This is a genomic window from Mesorhizobium sp. LNJC391B00, assembly GCF_000502535.1.
Lineage (GTDB): Bacteria > Pseudomonadota > Alphaproteobacteria > Rhizobiales > Rhizobiaceae > Mesorhizobium.
The window spans coordinates 297,069-315,022 of sequence record NZ_AYWI01000003.1 but is presented as its reverse complement, the minus strand read 5'-3'; the positions used below and the strand labels follow the sequence as shown (position 1 = coordinate 315,022).

The 17,954-nt window shown below is 64.2% G+C and carries 16 protein-coding genes and 1 pseudogene; 7 read left to right on the top strand and 10 right to left on the bottom strand.

The features are described 5' to 3' along the window. Positions 1–145 precede the first annotated feature (145 nt). Both X750_RS01000000162770 and X750_RS155485 read left to right on the top strand, forming a co-directional pair. Positions 146–1,385: pseudogene (locus tag X750_RS01000000162770) on the top strand (efflux RND transporter periplasmic adaptor subunit). Continuing rightward, complete coding sequence (locus tag X750_RS155485; RefSeq protein WP_023747109.1) at positions 1,382–4,513, top strand: efflux RND transporter permease subunit; 3,132 nt, start codon at positions 1,382–1,384, stop codon at positions 4,511–4,513. The pseudogene X750_RS01000000162770 and the gene X750_RS155485 overlap by 4 nt, the downstream one beginning before the upstream one ends. A gap of 181 nt (positions 4,514–4,694) precedes the next feature. On the opposite strand, the gene X750_RS155490 is transcribed toward X750_RS155485, so the two are convergent. Genes X750_RS155490 through X750_RS155500 form a run of 3 tightly spaced genes read right to left on the bottom strand, consistent with a single transcriptional unit; the run spans position 4,695 to position 7,187 of the window. Then, positions 4,695–5,732: a zinc-binding dehydrogenase gene (locus X750_RS155490; protein ID WP_023714052.1), complete on the bottom strand. Its 1,038-nt coding sequence runs from the start codon at positions 5,730–5,732 to the stop codon at positions 4,695–4,697. An 11-nt stretch (positions 5,733–5,743) separates the two neighbouring features. Further along, positions 5,744–6,028 carry a zinc-binding dehydrogenase gene (locus tag X750_RS1000000166340; protein WP_198020968.1) on the bottom strand — a complete coding sequence of 95 codons (285 nt, stop codon included), beginning with the start codon at positions 6,026–6,028 and terminating at the stop codon, positions 5,744–5,746. Continuing rightward, positions 5,949–7,187: an acyl-CoA dehydrogenase family protein gene (locus X750_RS155500; RefSeq protein WP_023714054.1), complete on the bottom strand. Its 1,239-nt coding sequence runs from the start codon at positions 7,185–7,187 to the stop codon at positions 5,949–5,951. Before X750_RS155500 ends, X750_RS1000000166340 begins: the two co-directional genes overlap by 80 nt. A gap of 126 nt (positions 7,188–7,313) precedes the next feature. Here X750_RS155500 and X750_RS155505 point away from each other — a divergent pair, with 126 nt between their 5' ends. The 3 genes from X750_RS155505 to X750_RS155515 are packed head-to-tail and all read left to right on the top strand — an operon-like array spanning position 7,314 to position 9,672. Beyond that, positions 7,314–8,129 (top strand): SDR family oxidoreductase, encoded by an 816-nt coding sequence (locus tag X750_RS155505; RefSeq protein ID WP_023714055.1) that lies wholly within the window; start codon positions 7,314–7,316, stop codon positions 8,127–8,129. Then, positions 8,126–8,641, top strand: coding sequence for a MaoC family dehydratase (locus X750_RS155510; RefSeq protein ID WP_280790513.1), 516 nt, complete (start codon positions 8,126–8,128; stop codon positions 8,639–8,641). Before X750_RS155505 ends, X750_RS155510 begins: the two co-directional genes overlap by 4 nt. After that, positions 8,638–9,672, top strand: a complete 1,035-nt coding sequence (locus tag X750_RS155515; protein WP_023714056.1) for a phosphotransferase — start codon at positions 8,638–8,640, stop codon at positions 9,670–9,672. The genes X750_RS155510 and X750_RS155515 overlap by 4 nt, the downstream gene beginning before the upstream one ends. A gap of 249 nt (positions 9,673–9,921) precedes the next feature. Here the strand turns inward: X750_RS155515 and X750_RS155520 are convergent, their stop codons facing one another. Continuing rightward, complete coding sequence (locus X750_RS155520; RefSeq protein WP_156932374.1) at positions 9,922–10,878, bottom strand: hypothetical protein; 957 nt, start codon at positions 10,876–10,878, stop codon at positions 9,922–9,924. Here X750_RS155520 and X750_RS155525 point away from each other — a divergent pair. Further along, positions 10,872–11,516 (top strand): TetR/AcrR family transcriptional regulator, encoded by a 645-nt coding sequence (locus X750_RS155525; protein ID WP_023671149.1) that lies wholly within the window; start codon positions 10,872–10,874, stop codon positions 11,514–11,516. The genes X750_RS155520 and X750_RS155525 overlap by 7 nt on opposite strands. Before the next feature lie 185 nt (positions 11,517–11,701). After that, positions 11,702–11,935, top strand: coding sequence for a DUF680 domain-containing protein (locus tag X750_RS155530; protein WP_023671148.1), 234 nt, complete (start codon positions 11,702–11,704; stop codon positions 11,933–11,935). Positions 11,936–12,058: 123 nt separating this feature from the next. On the opposite strand, the gene X750_RS155535 is transcribed toward X750_RS155530, so the two are convergent. From X750_RS155535 to X750_RS155560, 6 genes are read right to left on the bottom strand one after another with little or no spacing between them, the layout of a single operon-like run. Then, the gene (locus tag X750_RS155535; RefSeq protein WP_023671147.1) at positions 12,059–12,286 is read right to left on the bottom strand and encodes a hypothetical protein; all 228 of its coding nucleotides are present in this window, start codon (positions 12,284–12,286) and stop codon (positions 12,059–12,061) included. A 52-nt stretch (positions 12,287–12,338) separates the two neighbouring features. Further along, positions 12,339–12,923: a sarcosine oxidase subunit gamma gene (locus X750_RS155540; protein WP_023671146.1), complete on the bottom strand. Its 585-nt coding sequence runs from the start codon at positions 12,921–12,923 to the stop codon at positions 12,339–12,341. Next, the gene (locus tag X750_RS155545) at positions 12,916–15,909 is read right to left on the bottom strand and encodes a sarcosine oxidase subunit alpha (RefSeq protein ID WP_023747108.1); all 2,994 of its coding nucleotides are present in this window, start codon (positions 15,907–15,909) and stop codon (positions 12,916–12,918) included. Before X750_RS155545 ends, X750_RS155540 begins: the two co-directional genes overlap by 8 nt. Next, positions 15,906–16,217 carry a sarcosine oxidase subunit delta gene (locus tag X750_RS155550; RefSeq protein WP_023725215.1) on the bottom strand — a complete coding sequence of 104 codons (312 nt, stop codon included), beginning with the start codon at positions 16,215–16,217 and terminating at the stop codon, positions 15,906–15,908. The genes X750_RS155545 and X750_RS155550 overlap by 4 nt, the downstream gene beginning before the upstream one ends. Before the next feature lie 12 nt (positions 16,218–16,229). Next, positions 16,230–16,652 (bottom strand): hypothetical protein, encoded by a 423-nt coding sequence (locus X750_RS155555; protein ID WP_023710913.1) that lies wholly within the window; start codon positions 16,650–16,652, stop codon positions 16,230–16,232. Continuing rightward, complete coding sequence (locus X750_RS155560; RefSeq protein ID WP_023683196.1) at positions 16,652–17,905, bottom strand: sarcosine oxidase subunit beta; 1,254 nt, start codon at positions 17,903–17,905, stop codon at positions 16,652–16,654. Before X750_RS155560 ends, X750_RS155555 begins: the two co-directional genes overlap by 1 nt. Positions 17,906–17,954 lie beyond the last annotated feature (49 nt).

Genomic DNA, 17,954 nt, shown 5'->3' with positions numbered 1-17,954 from the left:
CAAAATTACGCAGATTTAATGTGCATGGAAGCGGCAGAATTGCCATAAAGCCATGATATTGCGGCGGCTTCGCACATACCGGGTGCGTCGCTGCGCGTTTTTTTGCTTGGTGAAACCGGTAGACGTTTTGCCAACCGGAGTGTCGATGGTCGCCTGGAAACAGATCGTTTTTGCGCTTGTGATCCTGGTCGCGGCTGTCCTCGCCTGGGCGCGATTCTTCCCGGGCGCGCCGGAGGTTCTGGCACGCTGGGGCATCGACTGGACCTATGCTTCGGCGCCCGCCACAACCGGTGCGGTCGACACGACAAAACAGGCAGGCGGTCGCAACGCTGCCGGCCGCCCGGCAAATGTCGTCGCCTTGCCTGCGGCCACCGCCACCATCAACGATCGCCTGCAGGCGATCGGCACCGGCCGCGCCAACGCCTCGGTGACGGTCAACCCGTACAGCTCCGGCCGGCTGGTTGAATTCCTCGTTCAGTCCGGCACCCGCGTCGACAAGGGGCAGATCATCGCTGTTCTCGATTCCGAGACCGAGGTGATCTCGCAGGATCGTGCCAAGCTCGCCTTGCAGGATGCCCAGGACAAGCTCGAGCGGGTGAAATCATTGAGGGCCTCCAACGCCGCGACCCCGGTCGCCGTCGCCGATGCCCAAGTGGTGCTGGCCGGCGCCAAACTGGCGCTGCAGGATGCCGAACTCGCCTTGCANGGTCGCCGTCGCCGATGCCCAAGTGGTGCTGGCCGGCGCCAAACTGGCGCTGCAGGATGCCGAACTCGCCTTGCAGCGTCGTTCGATCGTCGCCCCTATCGCCGGCACGGTCGGCATCCTGCCGATATCGGCCGGCAATTACGTCACCAGCCAGTCGGCGATCGCCACGCTTGACGACCGCTCCTCCATCCTGGTCGATTTCCTGGTGCCCGAGCGCTTTGCCGCCGCCGTCAAGGTCGGCGCGCAACTGTCGGCGACGCCGATCGCCAATCCGAGCAAGGCCTATACCGGCACCGTGTCGGCCATCGACAACCACATCGACGAAAAGAGCCGCACTCTGCTGGTCAAGGCTGCAATCGCCAATCCGGCGGATTCGCTGCGCGCCGGCATGTCGTTCGGCATCACCATGCGCTTCCCCGGCGACACCTACCCGGCCATCAGCCCCCTGGCGATCCTGTGGGGTTCCGACGGCGCCTATGTCTGGCAGGTCGAGGACGGCAAGGCCAGGCGCGTTCCCGTGCGCATCATCCAGCGCAACACCGAGACGGTGCTGATCGACGCTGAGATCGAGGATGGCGACATGGTGGTGACCGAAGGCACCCAGAGCGTCAGCGAAGGCGGCGCGGTCCGCATCGCCGGCCAGGATCAGCGCGCCGCGGACGCGGCCGAAGGCTCATGACCGCGCCTGTCAGCACCGCCAGCGAAACCGGCTTCACCGCTCTCTTCATCCGCAGGCCGGTCATGGCCTTCGTGCTGAACACGCTGATCGCAGTGGCCGGCCTTGCCGCTTTCTACGGCGTCGAAATCCGCGAACTGCCCGATGTCGACCGCGCCGTGGTCACCGTGTCGACGGCTTTCGAGGGTGCCGCCGCCGAAACCGTCGACCGTGAACTGACCGACACCATCGAGGGTGCGGTCGCGCGCGTATCCGGCGTCAAGTCGATCTCGTCGACCTCGTCCTTCGGCCAGAGCCGCGTCACCATCGAGTTCAACGACGGCGTCGATTTGAACGTCGCCGCTTCCGACGTGCGCGACGCGGTCGGCCGTGTCGCCAACATGATACCGGAGACCTCCGATCCGCCGCGCATCGTCAAGGCCGATGCCAATTCCGATGCCGTGATGCGACTGGCCGTCACCTCCGACACCATGTCGGTGCAGGACATGACGGTGATTGTCCAGGACCAGATCGAGGACGAACTGGCTGCCGTGCCTGGCGTCGCCGACGTTCAGGTCTATGGCGACCGCGACAAGATCTTCCGCATCGATGTCGACCAGAACAAGCTCGCCAGCCTCGGCTTCACTGTCGCCGATCTGAGGGCAGCGCTTGCCTCGGTCGCTTTCGATTCACCAGCCGGTTCGATCACCACCACCAACCAGGATCTCATCGTCCGCACCACGGCCGATGTGACGACGCCGGAAGAATTCGAAAACATCATCATCGGCGGCACGACGCGCATCCGCGACGTCGCCACCGTCACGCTCGGTCCCGACATCGGCCAGACCTCGTTGCGCTCCGACGGCAAGACCGGCATTGGCCTTGGCATCATCCGTCAGGCGGAATCGAACACGCTGGATATTTCCACCGGAGTGAAAGCAGCCGTCGCCAAGCTGCAGGAAAACCTGCCCAAGGGCATGTCGATCAAGATCACCAGCGACGACGCAGTCTTCGTCAACGGCGCCGTGCACGAGGTCGAGATCGCGCTCGGCCTGTCGATCTCCATGGTGCTGATCGTCATCTACATCTTCCTGCTCGACTGGCGCGCGACGCTGATCCCTGGTCTGTCAATGCCGGTCGCCATGATTGGCACCATCGCCGCCATCTATCTCGCCGGCTTCTCCATCAACATCCTGACGCTTCTGGCGCTGGTGCTGGCAACCGGCCTTGTCGTCGACGACGCCATCGTCGTCCTGGAAAACATCGTGCGACGGCGCAACGAAGGCATGGGGCCTCGTGCCGCCGCCGTGCTCGGCGCCCAAGAAGTGTTCTTCGCAGTCATCGCCACGACGCTGACGCTCGTTGCCGTTTTCGTGCCGATCTCCTTCCTGCCGGGACAGACCGGCGGCCTGTTTCGCGAATTCGGCTTCGTCCTCGCCATGTCGGTGCTGCTCTCCTGCGTGGTGGCGCTGACGCTGTGCCCGATGCTGGCCTCGCGCATGTTGACCGGCGCATCGCTCCCCCATGAAGGCGGTCACGGCATTGGCGCGCGCGTCGGTGGCGCGCTGAACGCGGCCTACAAGCGCGCCCTGCATGCCTGCCTCGGCGCGCCGTGGATCGTGCTGCTGGTTGCGGTGCTGTTTGCGGGCGTCGCCTTCAGCCTGTTCGGCACCATCCGCCAGGAACTGACGCCGAGCGAGGACCGCGCCGTCGTGCTGTTGCGCATCAACGCGCCGCAAGGCGTCAGCCTCGATTACACCACGCAGCAGATGCAGAAGATCGAGCGGCTGATCCAGCCGCTGCGCGATTCCGGCGAGATCGTCTCGACCTTCGAAAACGCCGGCCAGAACGGCGCCTACAATTCCGGCTTCATGGTGATGACGCTGGCGCCGTGGGACGAGCGCACGCGCAGCCAGCAGGAGATCATGGCGCAGATAAGCCAGCTGACCCGGCAGGTGCCATCCGTGCGCATCTTCCCGGTGCAGGCCAATAGCCTCGGCATTCGCGGCGCCGGCAACGGCCTGCAATTCGCGCTGGTCGGCAACGACCGCAAGGCGCTCGGCGACGCGGCGGTGAAGATCATCGCCCGGATGCAGGCCGATCCGCGCTTCCAGACGCCGCGGCTTTCCATCGACCCGACGCAGCCGCAGCTGGCGGTGGCCATCGACCGCGAGCGCGCCTCCGATCTCGGCATCGACATATCGGGTCTCGCCAACACCTTGCAGGCGATGCTCGACGGCAACGATGTCGTCGATGTCTACATCACCGACCGCAGCTATGGCGTGAAGCTGGTCTCGACCACCAACCCGATCAATGATCCGACCGATCTGGAAAACATCTTCCTGAAGACCGCCGACGGCCGCTTCGTGCCGATGTCGACCATCGCCACGCTGACCGAGCGCGCCGTGCCGCCGTCGCTGACCCGCGAACAGCAGCAGCCTTCGGTGGCGATCACCTCGAACCTGAACGGCAATTTCGCACTGGGTGACGCGCTCGGCGTTGCCGAGCAGATCGCCGCCCCGCTGCTGCCGCCGGGCAGCCGCGTCCTGCCGCTGGCCGAAGCCGCGACGCTCGGCGAGACCAACAGCGCCATGATCACCATTTTCGGCTTCGCGCTGGTCATCATCCTCCTGGTGCTCGCCGCCCAGTTCGAAAGCTTCGTCAGCGCCGTCATCATCATGGCGACGGTCCCCCTCGGCCTTGCCTGCGCAATCTTTGCGCTGCTTTTGTCAGGCACCAGCCTCAATGCCTACAGCCAGATTGGCCTCGTGCTTCTGGTCGGCGTCATGGCCAAGAACGGCATCCTCATCGTCGAATTCGCCAACCAACTGCGCGACCGCGGCCTCGGCGTGCGCCAGGCGATCGAGCAGGCCTCGATCATCCGCCTGCGGCCGGTGATGATGACGATGATCTGCACCATCCTCGGCGGGGTCCCGCTGGTGCTGGCCGCCGGCGCCGGTGCCGAAGCGCGCATCGCGCTCGGCTGGGTCATCGTCGGCGGGCTGGGTCTCGCCACCGTCTCGACGCTGTTCCTGACCCCGGTCGCCTACCTCCTGCTCGGCCGCTTCGTCACGCCGAAGGCGCATGAGGAAGCGAGGCTGAAGCGGGAGCTTGAGGAAGCGGCGTACGCCAATGTCGAGCCGGCGGAATAGCTCCGCTTACCCTCCCCCTTGTGGGGAGGGTCGGACCGCAGGTCCGGGGTGGGGTGCAGCGCCAACTAACGTCGGTGCAGCGCTCCCGCGAATAACAGAGGTAGGAGCCAAGACCCCCACCCCGACGAAAGAGCAAAATTGCTCTTTCGTCGACCCTCCCCACAAGGGGGAGGGTAGAAAGTCACGGCCTAATAAACACCTTCCCGTTCGGCTTGGCCAGCTCCGCCGGGGCCTTCGCCATCGCCTCATCCAGCGGTAGCACCGCCGTCACGTCGGTTGACCAGCGCCCATCCGAAAAGCGCTTCTGTGCTTCCATGATCGCCGGGCCGCGCTTGTCGCGGAACTGGCGCATCCATTCGACCAGCCAGAAGCCTTCAATGTGCTTGTGTTGGAAGATCATCTGGCCGGGCTCACGGATGACAGTGGTGTCCGGATCGAGCCGTCCATAGATGATCCAGCGCGAGCGCTTCGGCATGGCGTCGAAGATCGCTGAGGCCAGCGGCCCGGTCACGGCATCGAGGAAGATGCGCGGCTGCTCGGCCTTGACCACATCGCGTAGTGCTGCCTTGAAATCCGGCGCCTTCTCGTTGAGCACATGGGCAGCCCCGATCTCCTTCAACAGCGGAATCTGCTCGTCGCGGCGCACGGTGACGATCGGCCGGAACCCAGCCTCCTTGGCGAGACCCGCGATCAGCTTGCAAAGCTGGCTGGCGCCGGCGGTCATGATGAAGGCTTTTTCGCCCGTCTCCTTGACGATGTCGAACATGGCGAGCGCCGTGAGCGGGTTGACGATCATCGCCGCGCCATCCTCGTCGCGGACCGTGTCGAGCAGCGGAATGCAGCCGGCAGCTTCGGCAACTGCATAGTCCGCCCACGCGCCCCAATTGGTGACGCCGGTGGTGAAGGCGATGCGCTTGCCGATCAGGCTTTTCGCATAGGGCTCGTCGCCGCTTGCAACGACCGTGCCGACACCCTCGAAGCCGGCCGGCTGGCCCTTGGCGCGCGGCTGACCGTACTGGCCCTTGATGAACATGACGTCGGACGGGTTGATCGAGGCGAGGCTGACCTTGATCAGCACCTGGCTCGGTCCGGGCGTCGGCACGCCAATGCTGCCCAGCGTGAGATACGGCTCCATCGCCTCCAGCACGCTGCCGGAGGGCGTCCTGGTGTAGCCGTCGCCGATCAGCAGCAGTGCTTTCATGTCTGAGGGGATCGCCATGGCGGGGCTCCTTACAGGTTGAGGATGAGCTTGCCGGATGCGCCACGGCCAAGCACGCGCGTCACCACGGCGGCGGCATCGGCCAGCGGATAAGTGCCTTCGATGGCCGGCCGAACCTTGCCGGCCAGATGCCAGCCGACCAGTTCCTTCAGATTGTCGGCATGGACGAGCTGGCCGAGCGGCGCGAAATCGCGGGCGATAATGGCCTTCATCCGCTCAGACCTTTTCCTGCGTGTATTTCCTGAGCTCCGTACGCGCCACCTGCCGGCGGTGCACGGCGTCCGGCCCGTCGGCAAGGCGCAGGGTTCGCAAATGCGTCCACGAGCGCGCCAGCGGCGTGTCCTGGCTGATGCCTTGCGCCCCGAACATCTGCACCGCCTCGTCGGTGACCTTGAGCGCGACGCGCGGTGCGATGACCTTGATCTGGCTGATCCAGGGCGCGGCTGCGCGCGCATCGCCCTGGTCGATCATCCACGCCGCCTTGAGGCAGAGCAGCCGCGCCATCTCGATCTCCATGCGGCACTCGGCGATGATGTCGAAATTGGCGCCGAGCTTGGCCAATGGCTGGCCGAAGGCCTCGCGGCGCACCGAGCGCTGGCACAGCAGCTCCAGGGCCATTTCGGCTTGGCCGATGGCGCGCATGCAATGGTGGATGCGGCCGGGGCCGAGCCGCCCCTGCGCGATCTCGAACCCCCTGCCCTCGCCGAGGATCAGGTTTCCCGCCGGCACCCTGACATTGTCGAAGCGAAGATGCATGTGGCCGTGTGGCGCGTCGTCATCGCCATAGACCTGCATCGGTCGCAGCTTGGTCACGCCCTTGGTACCGGACGGCACCAGGATCATCGAATGGCGGCGGTGCTGCGTCTCGGCTTCGCCGGTGCGAACCATGACAATGTAGATGGCGCAGCGCGGGTCCCCGGCCCCCGACGCCCACCATTTCTCGCCGTTGAGTACATAGTCGCCGCCTTGCTTTTCGCAGCGCATGGCGATGTTGGTGGCGTCGGAGGAGGCGACATCCGGCTCCGTCATCAGATAGGCCGAGCGGATTTTCCCCTCGAGCAGCGGCGCCAGCCATGCCCGCTTGTGGTCCTCCGAGCCATAGCGCTCCAGCACCTCCATATTGCCGGTGTCGGGCGCCGAGCAATTGAAGGTCTCCGCGCCGAGATGCGCCTTGCCCATCTCCTCGGCCAGATAGGCATATTCGACGGTTGACAGCCCATAGCCGCGCTCGGAGCCGGTCAGCCAGAAATTCCACAGGCCGCGATCCTTGGCCGTTTTCTTCAACCCTTCGAGGATCTCGGTCTGCCGCGCGGTGTAGACCCAGCGGTCGCCGCCCTTGCCGACCTCGCTCAAAAACTCATGATCGAGCGGCATGATCTCGTCGCACACCATGGCGGCGACACGGGCGTGGATCGGCTTCAGCCGCTCGGTCATGCCGAGATTCATGTCCGCCATCGGTCTCCAACCCTTTCACGCATCCAGGCACTTTACCCGTGGCAAGGATGACCGTACTTCGGTTAGCCTTGTCAACGCGAGCCCTTTCGCCCCGGACCGTGAGCAGAAAGGCGCGGAGGAATTGCGATGAGCTATCTGGAAGAACTGTTCTCAGTCGCGGGTAAGACCGCGCTGGTAACGGGAGCCGCGACCGGCATCGGCCGCATGGTTGCGACCGCTTTGGTCCAGGCCGGCGCTACCGTGATGATCGCCTCGCGCAAGGGCGAGGATTGCATCAAGGTCGCCGCTGAGTTGAACGGGCTCGGCGGCTCCGGCAGTGCCGAAGGTTTCGCCGGTGACGTCTCGAGCGAAGCCGGCATTGCCGCGCTGGTCAGCGAGGTCAAGGCGCGCACCGAGAAGCTGCATATTCTGGTCAACAATGCCGGCATATCCTGGGGTGCCTCGCTGGAAGATTTTCCCTATAGCGGCTGGGCCAAGGTGTTCGCCGTCAACGTCACCGCCGTCTTCCACCTGACCCGCGAATTGCTGCCGCTGCTGGAAGCCGCCGCCAGCGATGCCGATCCGGCCCGCGTCCTCAATCTGGGCTCGGTGATGGGCACGCAGCCGCTGGCCGACGACGCCTATTCCTATACCGCGTCCAAGGGCGCCGTTCACCACCTGACGCGCACGCTGGCGATCGAGCTCGCGGCGCGGCGCATCACCGTCAACGCCTTCGCCCCCGGCCCCTTCCAGAGCCGGATGACCGCCTTTGCCACCGGCACCGAAGAAAAGGCCAGACATGTCGGCAGCCATGTCCCCATCGGCCGTATCGGCGTGGCGGATGACATCGGCGGCGCAACGCTCTATTTGTGCAGCCGTGCCGGTTCCTATGTCACCGGCGCCATCCTGCCGATCGACGGCGGGCAGTCGGTGCAGCATGGGCTGACATTGTTCAAGGAATGAGCCGCGGTCGGCGGCAAGGGGAGGACACCGCAGTGGAACCGATCAGTCTCGATGTGCTTCTGGCCAGCGTCGGCAAGGAAGTCGGCGTCTCGCCATGGCGCGAGGTCACACAGACCATGATCGACCAGTTCGCCGACGCCACCGACGACCACCAGTTCATCCATTGCGACCCCGAGCGGGCCAAAAACGAGACGCCGTTCGGCGGCACCATCGCGCATGGCTTCCTGTCGTTGTCGCTGCTCTCGGCGATGACCTTCGAGACCATGCCGCCGCTGGAAAAGGGCAAGATGGGCGTCAACCACGGTTTCGATTCGCTGCGCTTCCTGGCGCCGGTGAAGACCGGCGCGCGCATCCGCACCCGCTTCGTGCTGGCCGACGTCAAGGTCAGGCCGTCGGGCTGGGTGCAGACGGCGCATGACGTGACCATCGAGATCGAAGGCTCGAAGAAGCCGGCGCTGACGGCGCGCTGGCTGACGCTGACGCTGATCGAGCGTGAGCCGGAGACCGCATGAGCGGCGACGCCAACGCGCTGGACCGGACGGCACTAGCGCCCTATCTCGAGGCGCACATCCCGGGTTTTGCCGGGCTTCATTCCATCGAAAAATTCAAATCCGGCCAGTCGAACCCGACCTATCTGCTGACCGCGGCCAGCGGCCGCTATGTCCTGCGCGCCAAGCCGCCGGGCCAGTTGCTGAAATCGGCGCATCAGGTCGACCGCGAATTCACGGTCATGAAGGCGCTGGCCGGCACCGCCGTGCCGGTGCCGGCGATGCTGCATCTGTCGGCGGAGGCGACGCCGATCGGCCGCATGTTCTACGTCATGGATTTTCTCGACGGCCGCATCTTCTGGGATCCGGCAGTGCCGGAGGCCACTGGCAACGATGAGCGCGCCGCCCTCTACGATGCTATGAACGCCACGCTGGCGGCCCTGCACGATGTCGATGTCGAGGCGGTCGGGCTCGGCGATTTCGGCAAACCCGGCAATTACTTCGAACGCCAGCTGGCACGCTGGACCAGCCAGTACCGCGCCTCGGAGACCGGCACGGTCGCCGACATGGACCGGCTGATCGCCTGGCTGGAGACGCATACGCCGGCCGATGACGGCCGGATATCCCTCGTGCATGGCGACTACCGGCTGGACAACATGATCTTCGCAGCCAGTGAGCCGAAAGTGCTGGCGGTGCTCGACTGGGAACTGTCGACACTCGGCGATCCCTTCGCCGACATCGCCTATCAATGCATGCAATGGCGCCTGCCGCACGCCTCGGGCTTTCGCGGTCTTGGCGGCGTCGACCGCGCCGCCCTCGGCCTGCCCTTGGAGGAAGCCTATGTCGCGGCGTATTGCCGTCGGCGCGGGCTGGCCGGCATCGACAATTGGAGCTTCTTCCTCGCCTTCTCCTTCTTCCGTTTGGCTGCCATCTGCCAGGGCGTCTACAAGCGGGCGCTGGACGGCAACGCCTCCAACCCCGAAAAGGCCAAGACCTATGGTCAAGCGGTGAAGCTGCTGTCGCACCTTGCCGCCAAGCTGATCGACCGAACCTGAGTAGACAATGAGATAGTGTGGTCGGCGCGATTTGATGACAGATCGGATCAGTTCCGTTCCCCGACCGGGGAGCAAGCCCACACGGAGGCGGTGGCAACCGGCCTGGAAACAGGACGCAAACCGATCACCGTCTGTAGAAAGAGCATGATGCCGAAAGTGTGAAGCGGTTTTCGGACGACATCATGCTCTATCAATTTGATTAGACCCGGATTCAGATTTCAGGTCAATTCGACCTGAAATCATCCTGCTCTAGCGCGCATCGCTGGAAATGAACTTCATGTGCCGGCTGACTTGCAGGGCGATGTAGACGACCAGCGAGCATCCGATCGGAAACACGATCTCAATGAGGCCGGTGGCGACAGCCTGCGGCAATGCCAGCGCAATGTCCTTGGCTGCGGCAGTCTCGATCGTTAGCGCCGTGATCCCGCCGCCGAACACCGCGCCGGCCAAGGCACCCGCCAGCATGAAATGCAGCGAGCGAGGTTCTTCCTTGGATGCGAGCGAAGCCAGCATCCAGCCCAGCAAACCATACTCGATCGCCCGCAACATACCGAGCGTGGTGAGCGACAGGATCACGGGCTTTGCCGATACATCAAGCGCGCTCACCATCACCTTTTGCGTACCTTTGGCGATGCCCATGGCCAGCGGCCCCGAGATCATGGCGATCAGGCCGCCAAGCGAGGCTCGCACCTTGGTGATCGCCGTGCCGAGGCTGACGCCGGCGCAGACGAAGAATGACCAGGTCACGCCTTGCGCCAAGTCGATCAGAACCTGGGTCGGGGCCGGGTGCGAACCTGCCGCAAATCCGGCAGTCAGAATAAGCGCTTCCATGGCGAAGCCGATTGCGATCGCCAGCCATGCGACTATCACGACTCGCCTGAGCGCCAGCCTGGCGCCATGAGAAAGTGGATGTGCGCCCGGCAGCCCGGACGAAAGCTCTATCGCAGCCATAGAGGCCCCCCAAAACCGAAATTTCTTGCAGAGCCGCCAGATAGGCTTTGTTTGTAACGGTCCGATGTTGCCTGCGAGCGCCCATGTTACACATGCTGTGACATAGATGCTGGCGAAATAGACCAGAACGGACACGACTATTCGAGAGAAAGCTTGAGGTCGCTTATTGATGTCCCTGACAGCGCCCTTGCCCGTTTCCGTACAGCGTATATATTTAGTCATGCACAACCAACCAAAGGCACCGGATCTTGCCACTGAGCGTCCAGAAACGCCGCGAGAAACAAAAGGCCGAACTGCGTTCCGAACTGCTCGACGCAGCCCACAAGCTCGTCAAGGAAGAGGGCTATGAAGGCCTGACCATCCGCAAGTTGGCCAAGCGGGTCGGCTATGCTCCGATGTCGGTCTATTCCTACTTCGCCGACAAGCAAGACATCCTGTTTGCGCTGGCCGAGGATGCCTTCGAAACACTTGCCCGCCGCATCGAGGAGCATCCTTCCGACGATCCGATCGAGGCCTTGCGTGCGGTGATGACCGAATATGCTGCCTTCGGGCTCGGCAATCCCAACGAATACCGCACCGTGTTCATGACCGAAAAGACCAAGCTGCCGGAAGGCAGAAGCTATGAGGACATGGAAGAGGCCAACCCGGCGATGAAAGCGCTGATATCCAGGGTCGAGGCCTGCGTTGCTGCAGGCAAGCTGCAGGGCGATCCGCGCGCCATCGCCACCATGCTTTGGGCAGTCGGCCACGGCACCATCTCGCTTTTGATCACGTTCCCGTTCTACCCCTTCGGCGATCCACAGGCTTTCGTGACGCGGATGTGCGATTTCACACTCGCCACGCTCAGCACCCAGAATGTGCCGCCGCTGACCGAGACCCCGGTCGACTGCTGAGCATCCCCGCCCCTCCAATTCAACGCCGGCCTGACAGCTTCGGCTGTGTCAGTGCGCCGCAATTTTCGGCATTCAAAAAAATTTGTCGTACGCGTACGTTTTTCGACTTGAAAACCCATCTCGGTGGACGTATGTGTACGTTGTATCGTACATGTACGAAAAAAGTTTAACCGATGGAGACTGACATGAACAAGACCCTTCTCGCCCTCGCCACCGTGCTGGCTCTCTCCGGCTCGGCTTTCGCCGCCAACAACACACACTCGACCAAGCAGGCCCCCGCCGCCACCTGCGTCGACACCACGACCAATGCCAAGCTCGATTGCGCCGTGACCGGCTCGGTCGAAAAGTCCGACGTCAAGGCCAAGAGCCCGCGTCTCGGCATCGAGATCAACCCATGGATCGTGCCGAGCACGTTCTAATTTGATCGGGCTCGACCACAGCACAACGACTAATTTAAGGGCGGCAGGATAATCCCGGCCGCCCGTTTTTTCCTCAGCGCAAGCCGGCTTTTCCTGAGTTCAAACCTGGCGTAGCCGAACGGGTTATTTCTTGCGCGGTTTGCGACCCGGCACCGTCTTGGCCTTGCCGGGTCTTGCCGGCGCGCCTGGGATGGCGGTCGAGGTGATCGACACCGGATCGCTGGCCGGAAACGTGTCCTCGAGGCCTTCCTCGAGTTCCTCTTCGGCAGTCACCTCGTGATGCTGCTCATGTTCGAGTGAGCGCACGGCGGACGTCTTGCCAGCTGACTTCGGCGGCGCTTTCGACGGCATCGTATGTTCTCCCTGATGGGGGAAGCAGAACGGCTTGACCCGTCAAACGTTCCTACGCCGCCGCGTCGCTGGCTGCTTCCGACAGGAAAGTAAAGACATAGTCCGAGAAGGAACGCCAGCACTCGACCCGGAAAGCGTCGGCTGCCGTGCGCAACAGCAGGATTTCGCACTTGCCGAGAATGGTGCGCGACGCCGCGCCCACCGGAAAAGCCTCGAGCGACAAATCCTGCGGGCAGCCTGCATTGATCGCGGCGGCAGCCGCCGGGCCGGTGACGGCGAAGGCGACGTTGCGGTGCGAGATGCCGACCGCCGAATGCAATGCGGCAACCCCAGCACGATCGGCCAGCGGATCCTTGCCAGCCTCGTCGATGACCAGCCACTCGTCAGGGCCGAGCCACAGCGCCGTGCGCCCTGTCTTCGACGCCGAAGTTTTCGGCTGCTTCGGCAAGGTCAGGCCGAGCGCCTTCGACAGCGCCGCGACGGAAGCCTCCGGCGCGCGCAGCGACATGCGCTCCGCCGGCGGCAGCACCTCGACCTTGACATCCGTTGCGGAAACGACGCGTCCAGCCAGGGCCGGGCGGCGCTCGACCGACGCCGCTGCAGCTGGGGCCGTCTTCTTTGCAGCAGCCTTAGCCATTGAGGCGCCCTCCCGTCTCGTCGAAGAACACCATGCCGGTAACCTCCACTTCGATCACCCCGTTCGGCATCGGCACATAGAGCGTGTCGCCCATCCGGTCGCGGCCGCCGGCAACCAGCGCCAGCGCGATCGAGCGACCGCAATTTTCCGACCAGTAGCTGGATGTGACGTGACCGATCATCTTCATCGGGATCGCCTGCTTCGGGTCGGCGACGATCTGCGCGCCTTCCTCAAGCACCACTTTCGGGTCCTTGGTCTTCAAGCCGACCAGCTGCTTGCGGCCCTTGGCGACCAGATCGGGCCGCGTCAGGCCGCGGATGCCGACGAAGTCGGTCTTCTTCTTGCCGACCGCCCAGTCGAGCCCGGCATCGTTCGGCGTCACCGTGCCGTCCGTGTCCTGGCCGACGATGATGTAGCCCTTTTCGGCGCGCAGCACGTGCATCGCCTCGGTGCCGTAAGCGGCGGCGCCATGCTTTTGGCCTTCGGCCCACAGCGCTTCCCAGACCGCCTGGCCGTGATCAGCCGGCACGTTGACTTCAAAACCGCGCTCGCCGGTGAACGACATGCGAAACAGCCTGGTCGGCACGCCGCAGATCTTGCCTTCGCGCACCGACATATGCGGCAGCGCCTCGTCCGACATGTCGATGCCTTCGACCAGCGGTGCAATGATGTCTCGCGACTTCGGCCCCTGCACGGCGATGACCGCCCATTGCTCGGTGATTGACGTCAGCCAGACATTCAGATGCGGGAACTCGGTCTGGAGATAGTCCTCCATATGGTTCATGACGCGCGGCGCGCCGCCGGTTGTCGTCGTCACATGAAAACGGTCCGGCGCCAGCCTGCCGACGACGCCGTCATCATAGATGAAGCCGTCCTCGCGCAGCATGATGCCATAGCGGCAGCGGCCGGGCTCAAGCTTCTCCCATGGATTGGTATAGAGCAGTTCCATGAACCTGGCCGCATCCGGCCCGACCACTTCGATCTTGCCCAGCGTCGAGGCGTCGAACAGACCGGCATTGCTGCGGACCGCGACGCATTCGCGGTCGACCGCCTTGTGCATGTCTTCGCCCGCCTGGGGGAAATACCAGGCGCGCTTCCACTGGCCGACATCTTCGAACACGGCGCCTTGCGCTTCCGCCCAGGGATGGATCGCGGTCTTGCGTGTCGGGTCGAACAGCGGACCGCGCGAATGGCTGACGATCGCGCCGAAAGTAACAGGCGTATAGGGTGCGCGGAACGTGGTCAGCCCGACCTCGGGGATCGGCTTGCCAAGCGTCTCGGCGGCAATCGCCAGGCCGTGCATGTTGGAGGTCTTGCCCTGGTCGGTCGCCATGCCGTTGGTGGTGAAGCGCTTGACGTGCTCGATCGAGCGCATGCCTTCATGCACCGCCTGGCGGATGTCCTTGGCGGTGACGTCATTCTGGAAATCGACGAAGGCCTTGACCGTCTTGTCCGGCCCGGCGCCGGGCGCCGCGCCCAGCATGCCGCGCGACCAGCTTTCCGACGCGTCGACCTTCGGCTTTACGCCCTTGGCCACTTTGCCGCCCGCATCCTTCGCCGCCTTTGCGCCGGCCGCATAGGCCTCATCGATCGACGCCGAGAGCCCATCCGTACCGTTGCAGGCGCCGACCGAAACGCAGTCCTGCGCATAGATGCCCGGCACGAAGCGCTTGGTCTCGTCATTGAAGGCGACCTTGCCGCGCGACTGTGAGAACAGATGCACCGACGGCGTCCAGCCGGCCGACATCAGGATGGCGTCGACCGGAATGGTGCGCTCGCCGCCCCCATTCTTCGGCTGCACCGTCATCGAGGTCACGCGCAACTTGCCGCCGGCGCGGATCACCGCGCGGCCGAAATTGACCTCGATCCCGAGCGCCCTCGCCTCGTCGATCACGGGTCCGGTCGGATGGTCGCGCAGGTCGACGATCGCCGCCACGTTGACGCCGGCCTTCTTCAGGTCGATCGCGGCGGAGTAGGCCGAGTCATTTGCGGTGTAGACGCCGACATTTTTGCCGACCGCGACACCGTACTGGTTGAGATAAGTCCGCGCCGCCGAGGCCAGCATGATGCCGGGCCGGTCATTGTCGGCAAACACCATATGGCGTTCGATGGCGCCGGTCGCCAGCACCACGCGCTTGGCGCGTACCTGCCATAGGCGCTCGCGCGGCAAATCGTGGCCGGGGTTTTGCAGATGGTCGCTGACCCGCTCGACCAGGCCGACGAAGTTCTGCGCGTAGTAGCCGAACGCCGTCGTCCGCGACAAAACGCGGACATTGTCCAGGGCGGTGAGCTTGGCCACCGCGCCTTGCGCCCAGGCATAACCGTCCTGGCCGTCGATCTTCGCCCCGCTCTCGAAGCGCAGGCTGCCGCCGAAGCTGGCCTGTTCATCGGCGAGGATGACACGCGCGCCGGTTTCGGCAGCGGCAAGCGCTGCCGCAATGCCGGCCGCACCGCCGCCTAGCACCAGTACGTCGCAATGCGCATAGCGCGACGAATAATGGTCGGGATCTGGCTTGTCAGGCGAAACGCCGAGGCCGGCCGCGGCGCGGATCTTCGGCTCGTAGAGGCTCTTCCAGGCTGCCTTCGGCCACATGAAGGTCTTGTAGTAAAAGCCGGCCGAAAACAGCGGCGATGCAATGTCGTTGACCGCGCCGACATCGAAGGCCAGCGAAGGCCAGCGGTTCTGCGACTGCGCGACCAGCCCGTCATAGAGCTCCTGCACCGTGGCGCGGATGTTGGGCGCCTTGCGTGCCGCGTCGCGCTTGACCTCGACTAGCGCGTTGGGCTCTTCCGCTCCGGCCGACAGGAAGCCGCGCGGACGGTGATACTTGAACGAACGTCCCACCAGATGCACGCCATTGGCAAGCAGCGCCGAGGCCAGCGTGTCGCCTTCGATGCCGGTGTAAGACTGGCCGTCGAAAGAGAACCGCGCGGTCTTGGCCTGGCTGAGACGGCCGGCGCTTTGAATGCGGAACGCGCCGCTCATTTGGATGCCACTTCGTTGGAGTTTTTGGGCAGCTTGGACGGCTTCGGCTCGCCGGCTTTGTAAGTCATGACGAACTTGTCGGTGACGGTGTCGCGCACCGCGTTGAAGAAGCGTGCGCAGCCATGGATGTGGCGCCAGCGCTCATAGATGATGCCCTTGGGGTTCGAGCGGATGAAGAAGAACTTTTCAAAATCGTCGTCGCTCTCGCCCGCCATGTTGGCCGAGCGCGCAATATGCGCCTCGCCGGCGTTACGGAACTCGAGCTCCGGGCGCTCTTCCTCGCAATAGGGGCAGCGGATGAGAAGCATTATCGTTTGTTCCTACAATTCGCCGTGGCCGACATGCGCGCCGGCCGGTTGGTTGCAAAGCCTCTGGCCCATCGCCGCAAAAGGCGCGACGAGCCGAATGCGCTCCTCCACGCTTGCGGCGGGGCGAAACAGCTCGCGATACGCCATGTTGCCGATCGTGAGCTGAAACGGATCGGTCGTCACGATGACGCTGCGCGGCTCGAATGTGTCGTCCTCGCCGAGATCGGAGGGCCTGTTCTCCATGAAGATGACCACCTTCTGGCCACCGCTCCACACGCATGCCAGAATGCCGGCGTCGATCGAAAACGGCCAATTGGCTTCGTTGCCGGCGCGGCTGATCGGCTGCGTCCGCACCTCGTCCGGTGACGGAAAATGGAACAGGTCCTGCTCCCCCGCCAGCACCAGCGGCACCGCTACAGCCAACTCCACCATCATCAGTGCGCCACCGCCGCCGCCGCTGCCTCGTCGATGAGGCGGCCGGTACGGAAGCGCTCGATGGTGAAGGGCGCGTTGATAGGATGCGGATCGTCCTTGGCAATCGTGTGGGCAAAGACATGGCCTGAGCCGGGCGTTGCCTTGAAGCCGCCCGTGCCCCAGCCGCAATTGACGTAGAGGCCGGGCACCGGCGTCTTGGCCAGGATCGGCGAACGGTCGGGCGTCACGTCGACGATGCCGCCCCACGAGCGCAGCATCTTCATGCGGGTGAAGATCGGGAACATCTCGCAGATGGCGTCGAGCGTGTGCTGCAGGATATGCAGGCCGCCGGTCTGCGAATAGGAGACATACTGGTCGGTGCCGGCGCCGATCACCAGCTCGCCCTTGTCGGACTGCGAGATATAAGCGTGCACCGTGTTCGACATAACCACGCACGGCACCACCGGCTTGACCGGCTCCGACACCAGCGCCTGCAGCGGATAGCTTTCCAGCGGCATGCGCACGCCGGCCATGTTCATGATCACCGAGGAGTGGCCTGCAGCCACCACGCCGACCTTCTTGGCGCCGATGAAGCCGCGCGTCGTGTCGACGCCCATGACCGCGCCATTGGCCGCCCGCTTGACGCCGGTGACCTCGCAATTCTGGATGATGTGCACGCCGCGCGCCGAAGCGCCGCGCGCATAGCCCCAGGCCACCGCATCGTGACGCGCCGTGCCGCCTCGCCGCTGCAAGGCGGCGCCGACGACGGGATAGCGCGCCTGCCTGGAAATGTTGAGCGGCGGGCAGAATTCCTTCGCCTGCTCAGGCGTCAGCCATTCATTGTCGATGCCGTTGAGACGGTTGGCATGGACATGGCGCTTCAGCACCTGGATGTCGTGCACATTGTGCGCCAGCATCATGACGCCGCGCGCCGAATACATGACGTTGTAGTTGAGTTCCTGGGAGAGCCCATCCCACAGCTTCAGCGCATGGTCGTAAATGCCGGCGCTCTCGTCGTAAAGGTAGTTGGAGCGGATGATGGTGGTGTTGCGCCCGGTGTTGCCGCCGCCCAGCCAGCCCTTTTCCAGCACCGCGACATTGGTGATGCCGTGAACGGTGGCGAGATAGTAGGCGGTGGCCAGGCCATGACCGCCGGCGCCGACGATGATGACGTCATATTCCTTCTTCGGTTCCGGCGAGGACCATTGTTCCTCCCAGCCCTTGTGGCCGCGCATGGCCTCGCGGGCGATGGCGAATACCGAATATTTTTTCAACGTTCCAGCCTCGCAAATGGCGGTGGGGTATTTTACGCAGCCCCGGCGC

Excerpts from the sequence above, each read along its gene's own strand:
- X750_RS155555 (WP_023710913.1), bottom strand. The coding sequence starts at position 16,652 with ATGATGGTGGAGTTGGCTGTAGCGGTGCCGCTGGTGCTGGCGGGGGAG.
- X750_RS155540 (WP_023671146.1), bottom strand. The coding sequence starts at position 12,923 with ATGGCTAAGGCTGCTGCAAAGAAGACGGCCCCAGCTGCAGCGGCGTCG.
- X750_RS155535 (WP_023671147.1), bottom strand. The coding sequence starts at position 12,286 with ATGCCGTCGAAAGCGCCGCCGAAGTCAGCTGGCAAGACGTCCGCCGTG.
- X750_RS155545 (WP_023747108.1), bottom strand. The coding sequence starts at position 15,909 with ATGAGCGGCGCGTTCCGCATTCAAAGCGCCGGCCGTCTCAGCCAGGCC.
- X750_RS155550 (WP_023725215.1), bottom strand. The coding sequence starts at position 16,217 with ATGCTTCTCATCCGCTGCCCCTATTGCGAGGAAGAGCGCCCGGAGCTC.
- X750_RS155500 (WP_023714054.1), bottom strand. The coding sequence starts at position 7,187 with ATGGCGGACATGAATCTCGGCATGACCGAGCGGCTGAAGCCGATCCAC.
- X750_RS155515 (WP_023714056.1), top strand. The coding sequence starts at position 8,638 with ATGAGCGGCGACGCCAACGCGCTGGACCGGACGGCACTAGCGCCCTAT.
- X750_RS155485 (WP_023747109.1), top strand. The coding sequence starts at position 1,382 with ATGACCGCGCCTGTCAGCACCGCCAGCGAAACCGGCTTCACCGCTCTC.
- X750_RS155505 (WP_023714055.1), top strand. The coding sequence starts at position 7,314 with ATGAGCTATCTGGAAGAACTGTTCTCAGTCGCGGGTAAGACCGCGCTG.
- X750_RS155490 (WP_023714052.1), bottom strand. The coding sequence starts at position 5,732 with ATGGCGATCCCCTCAGACATGAAAGCACTGCTGCTGATCGGCGACGGC.
- X750_RS155510 (WP_280790513.1), top strand. The coding sequence starts at position 8,126 with ATGAGCCGCGGTCGGCGGCAAGGGGAGGACACCGCAGTGGAACCGATC.
- X750_RS155530 (WP_023671148.1), top strand. The coding sequence starts at position 11,702 with ATGAACAAGACCCTTCTCGCCCTCGCCACCGTGCTGGCTCTCTCCGGC.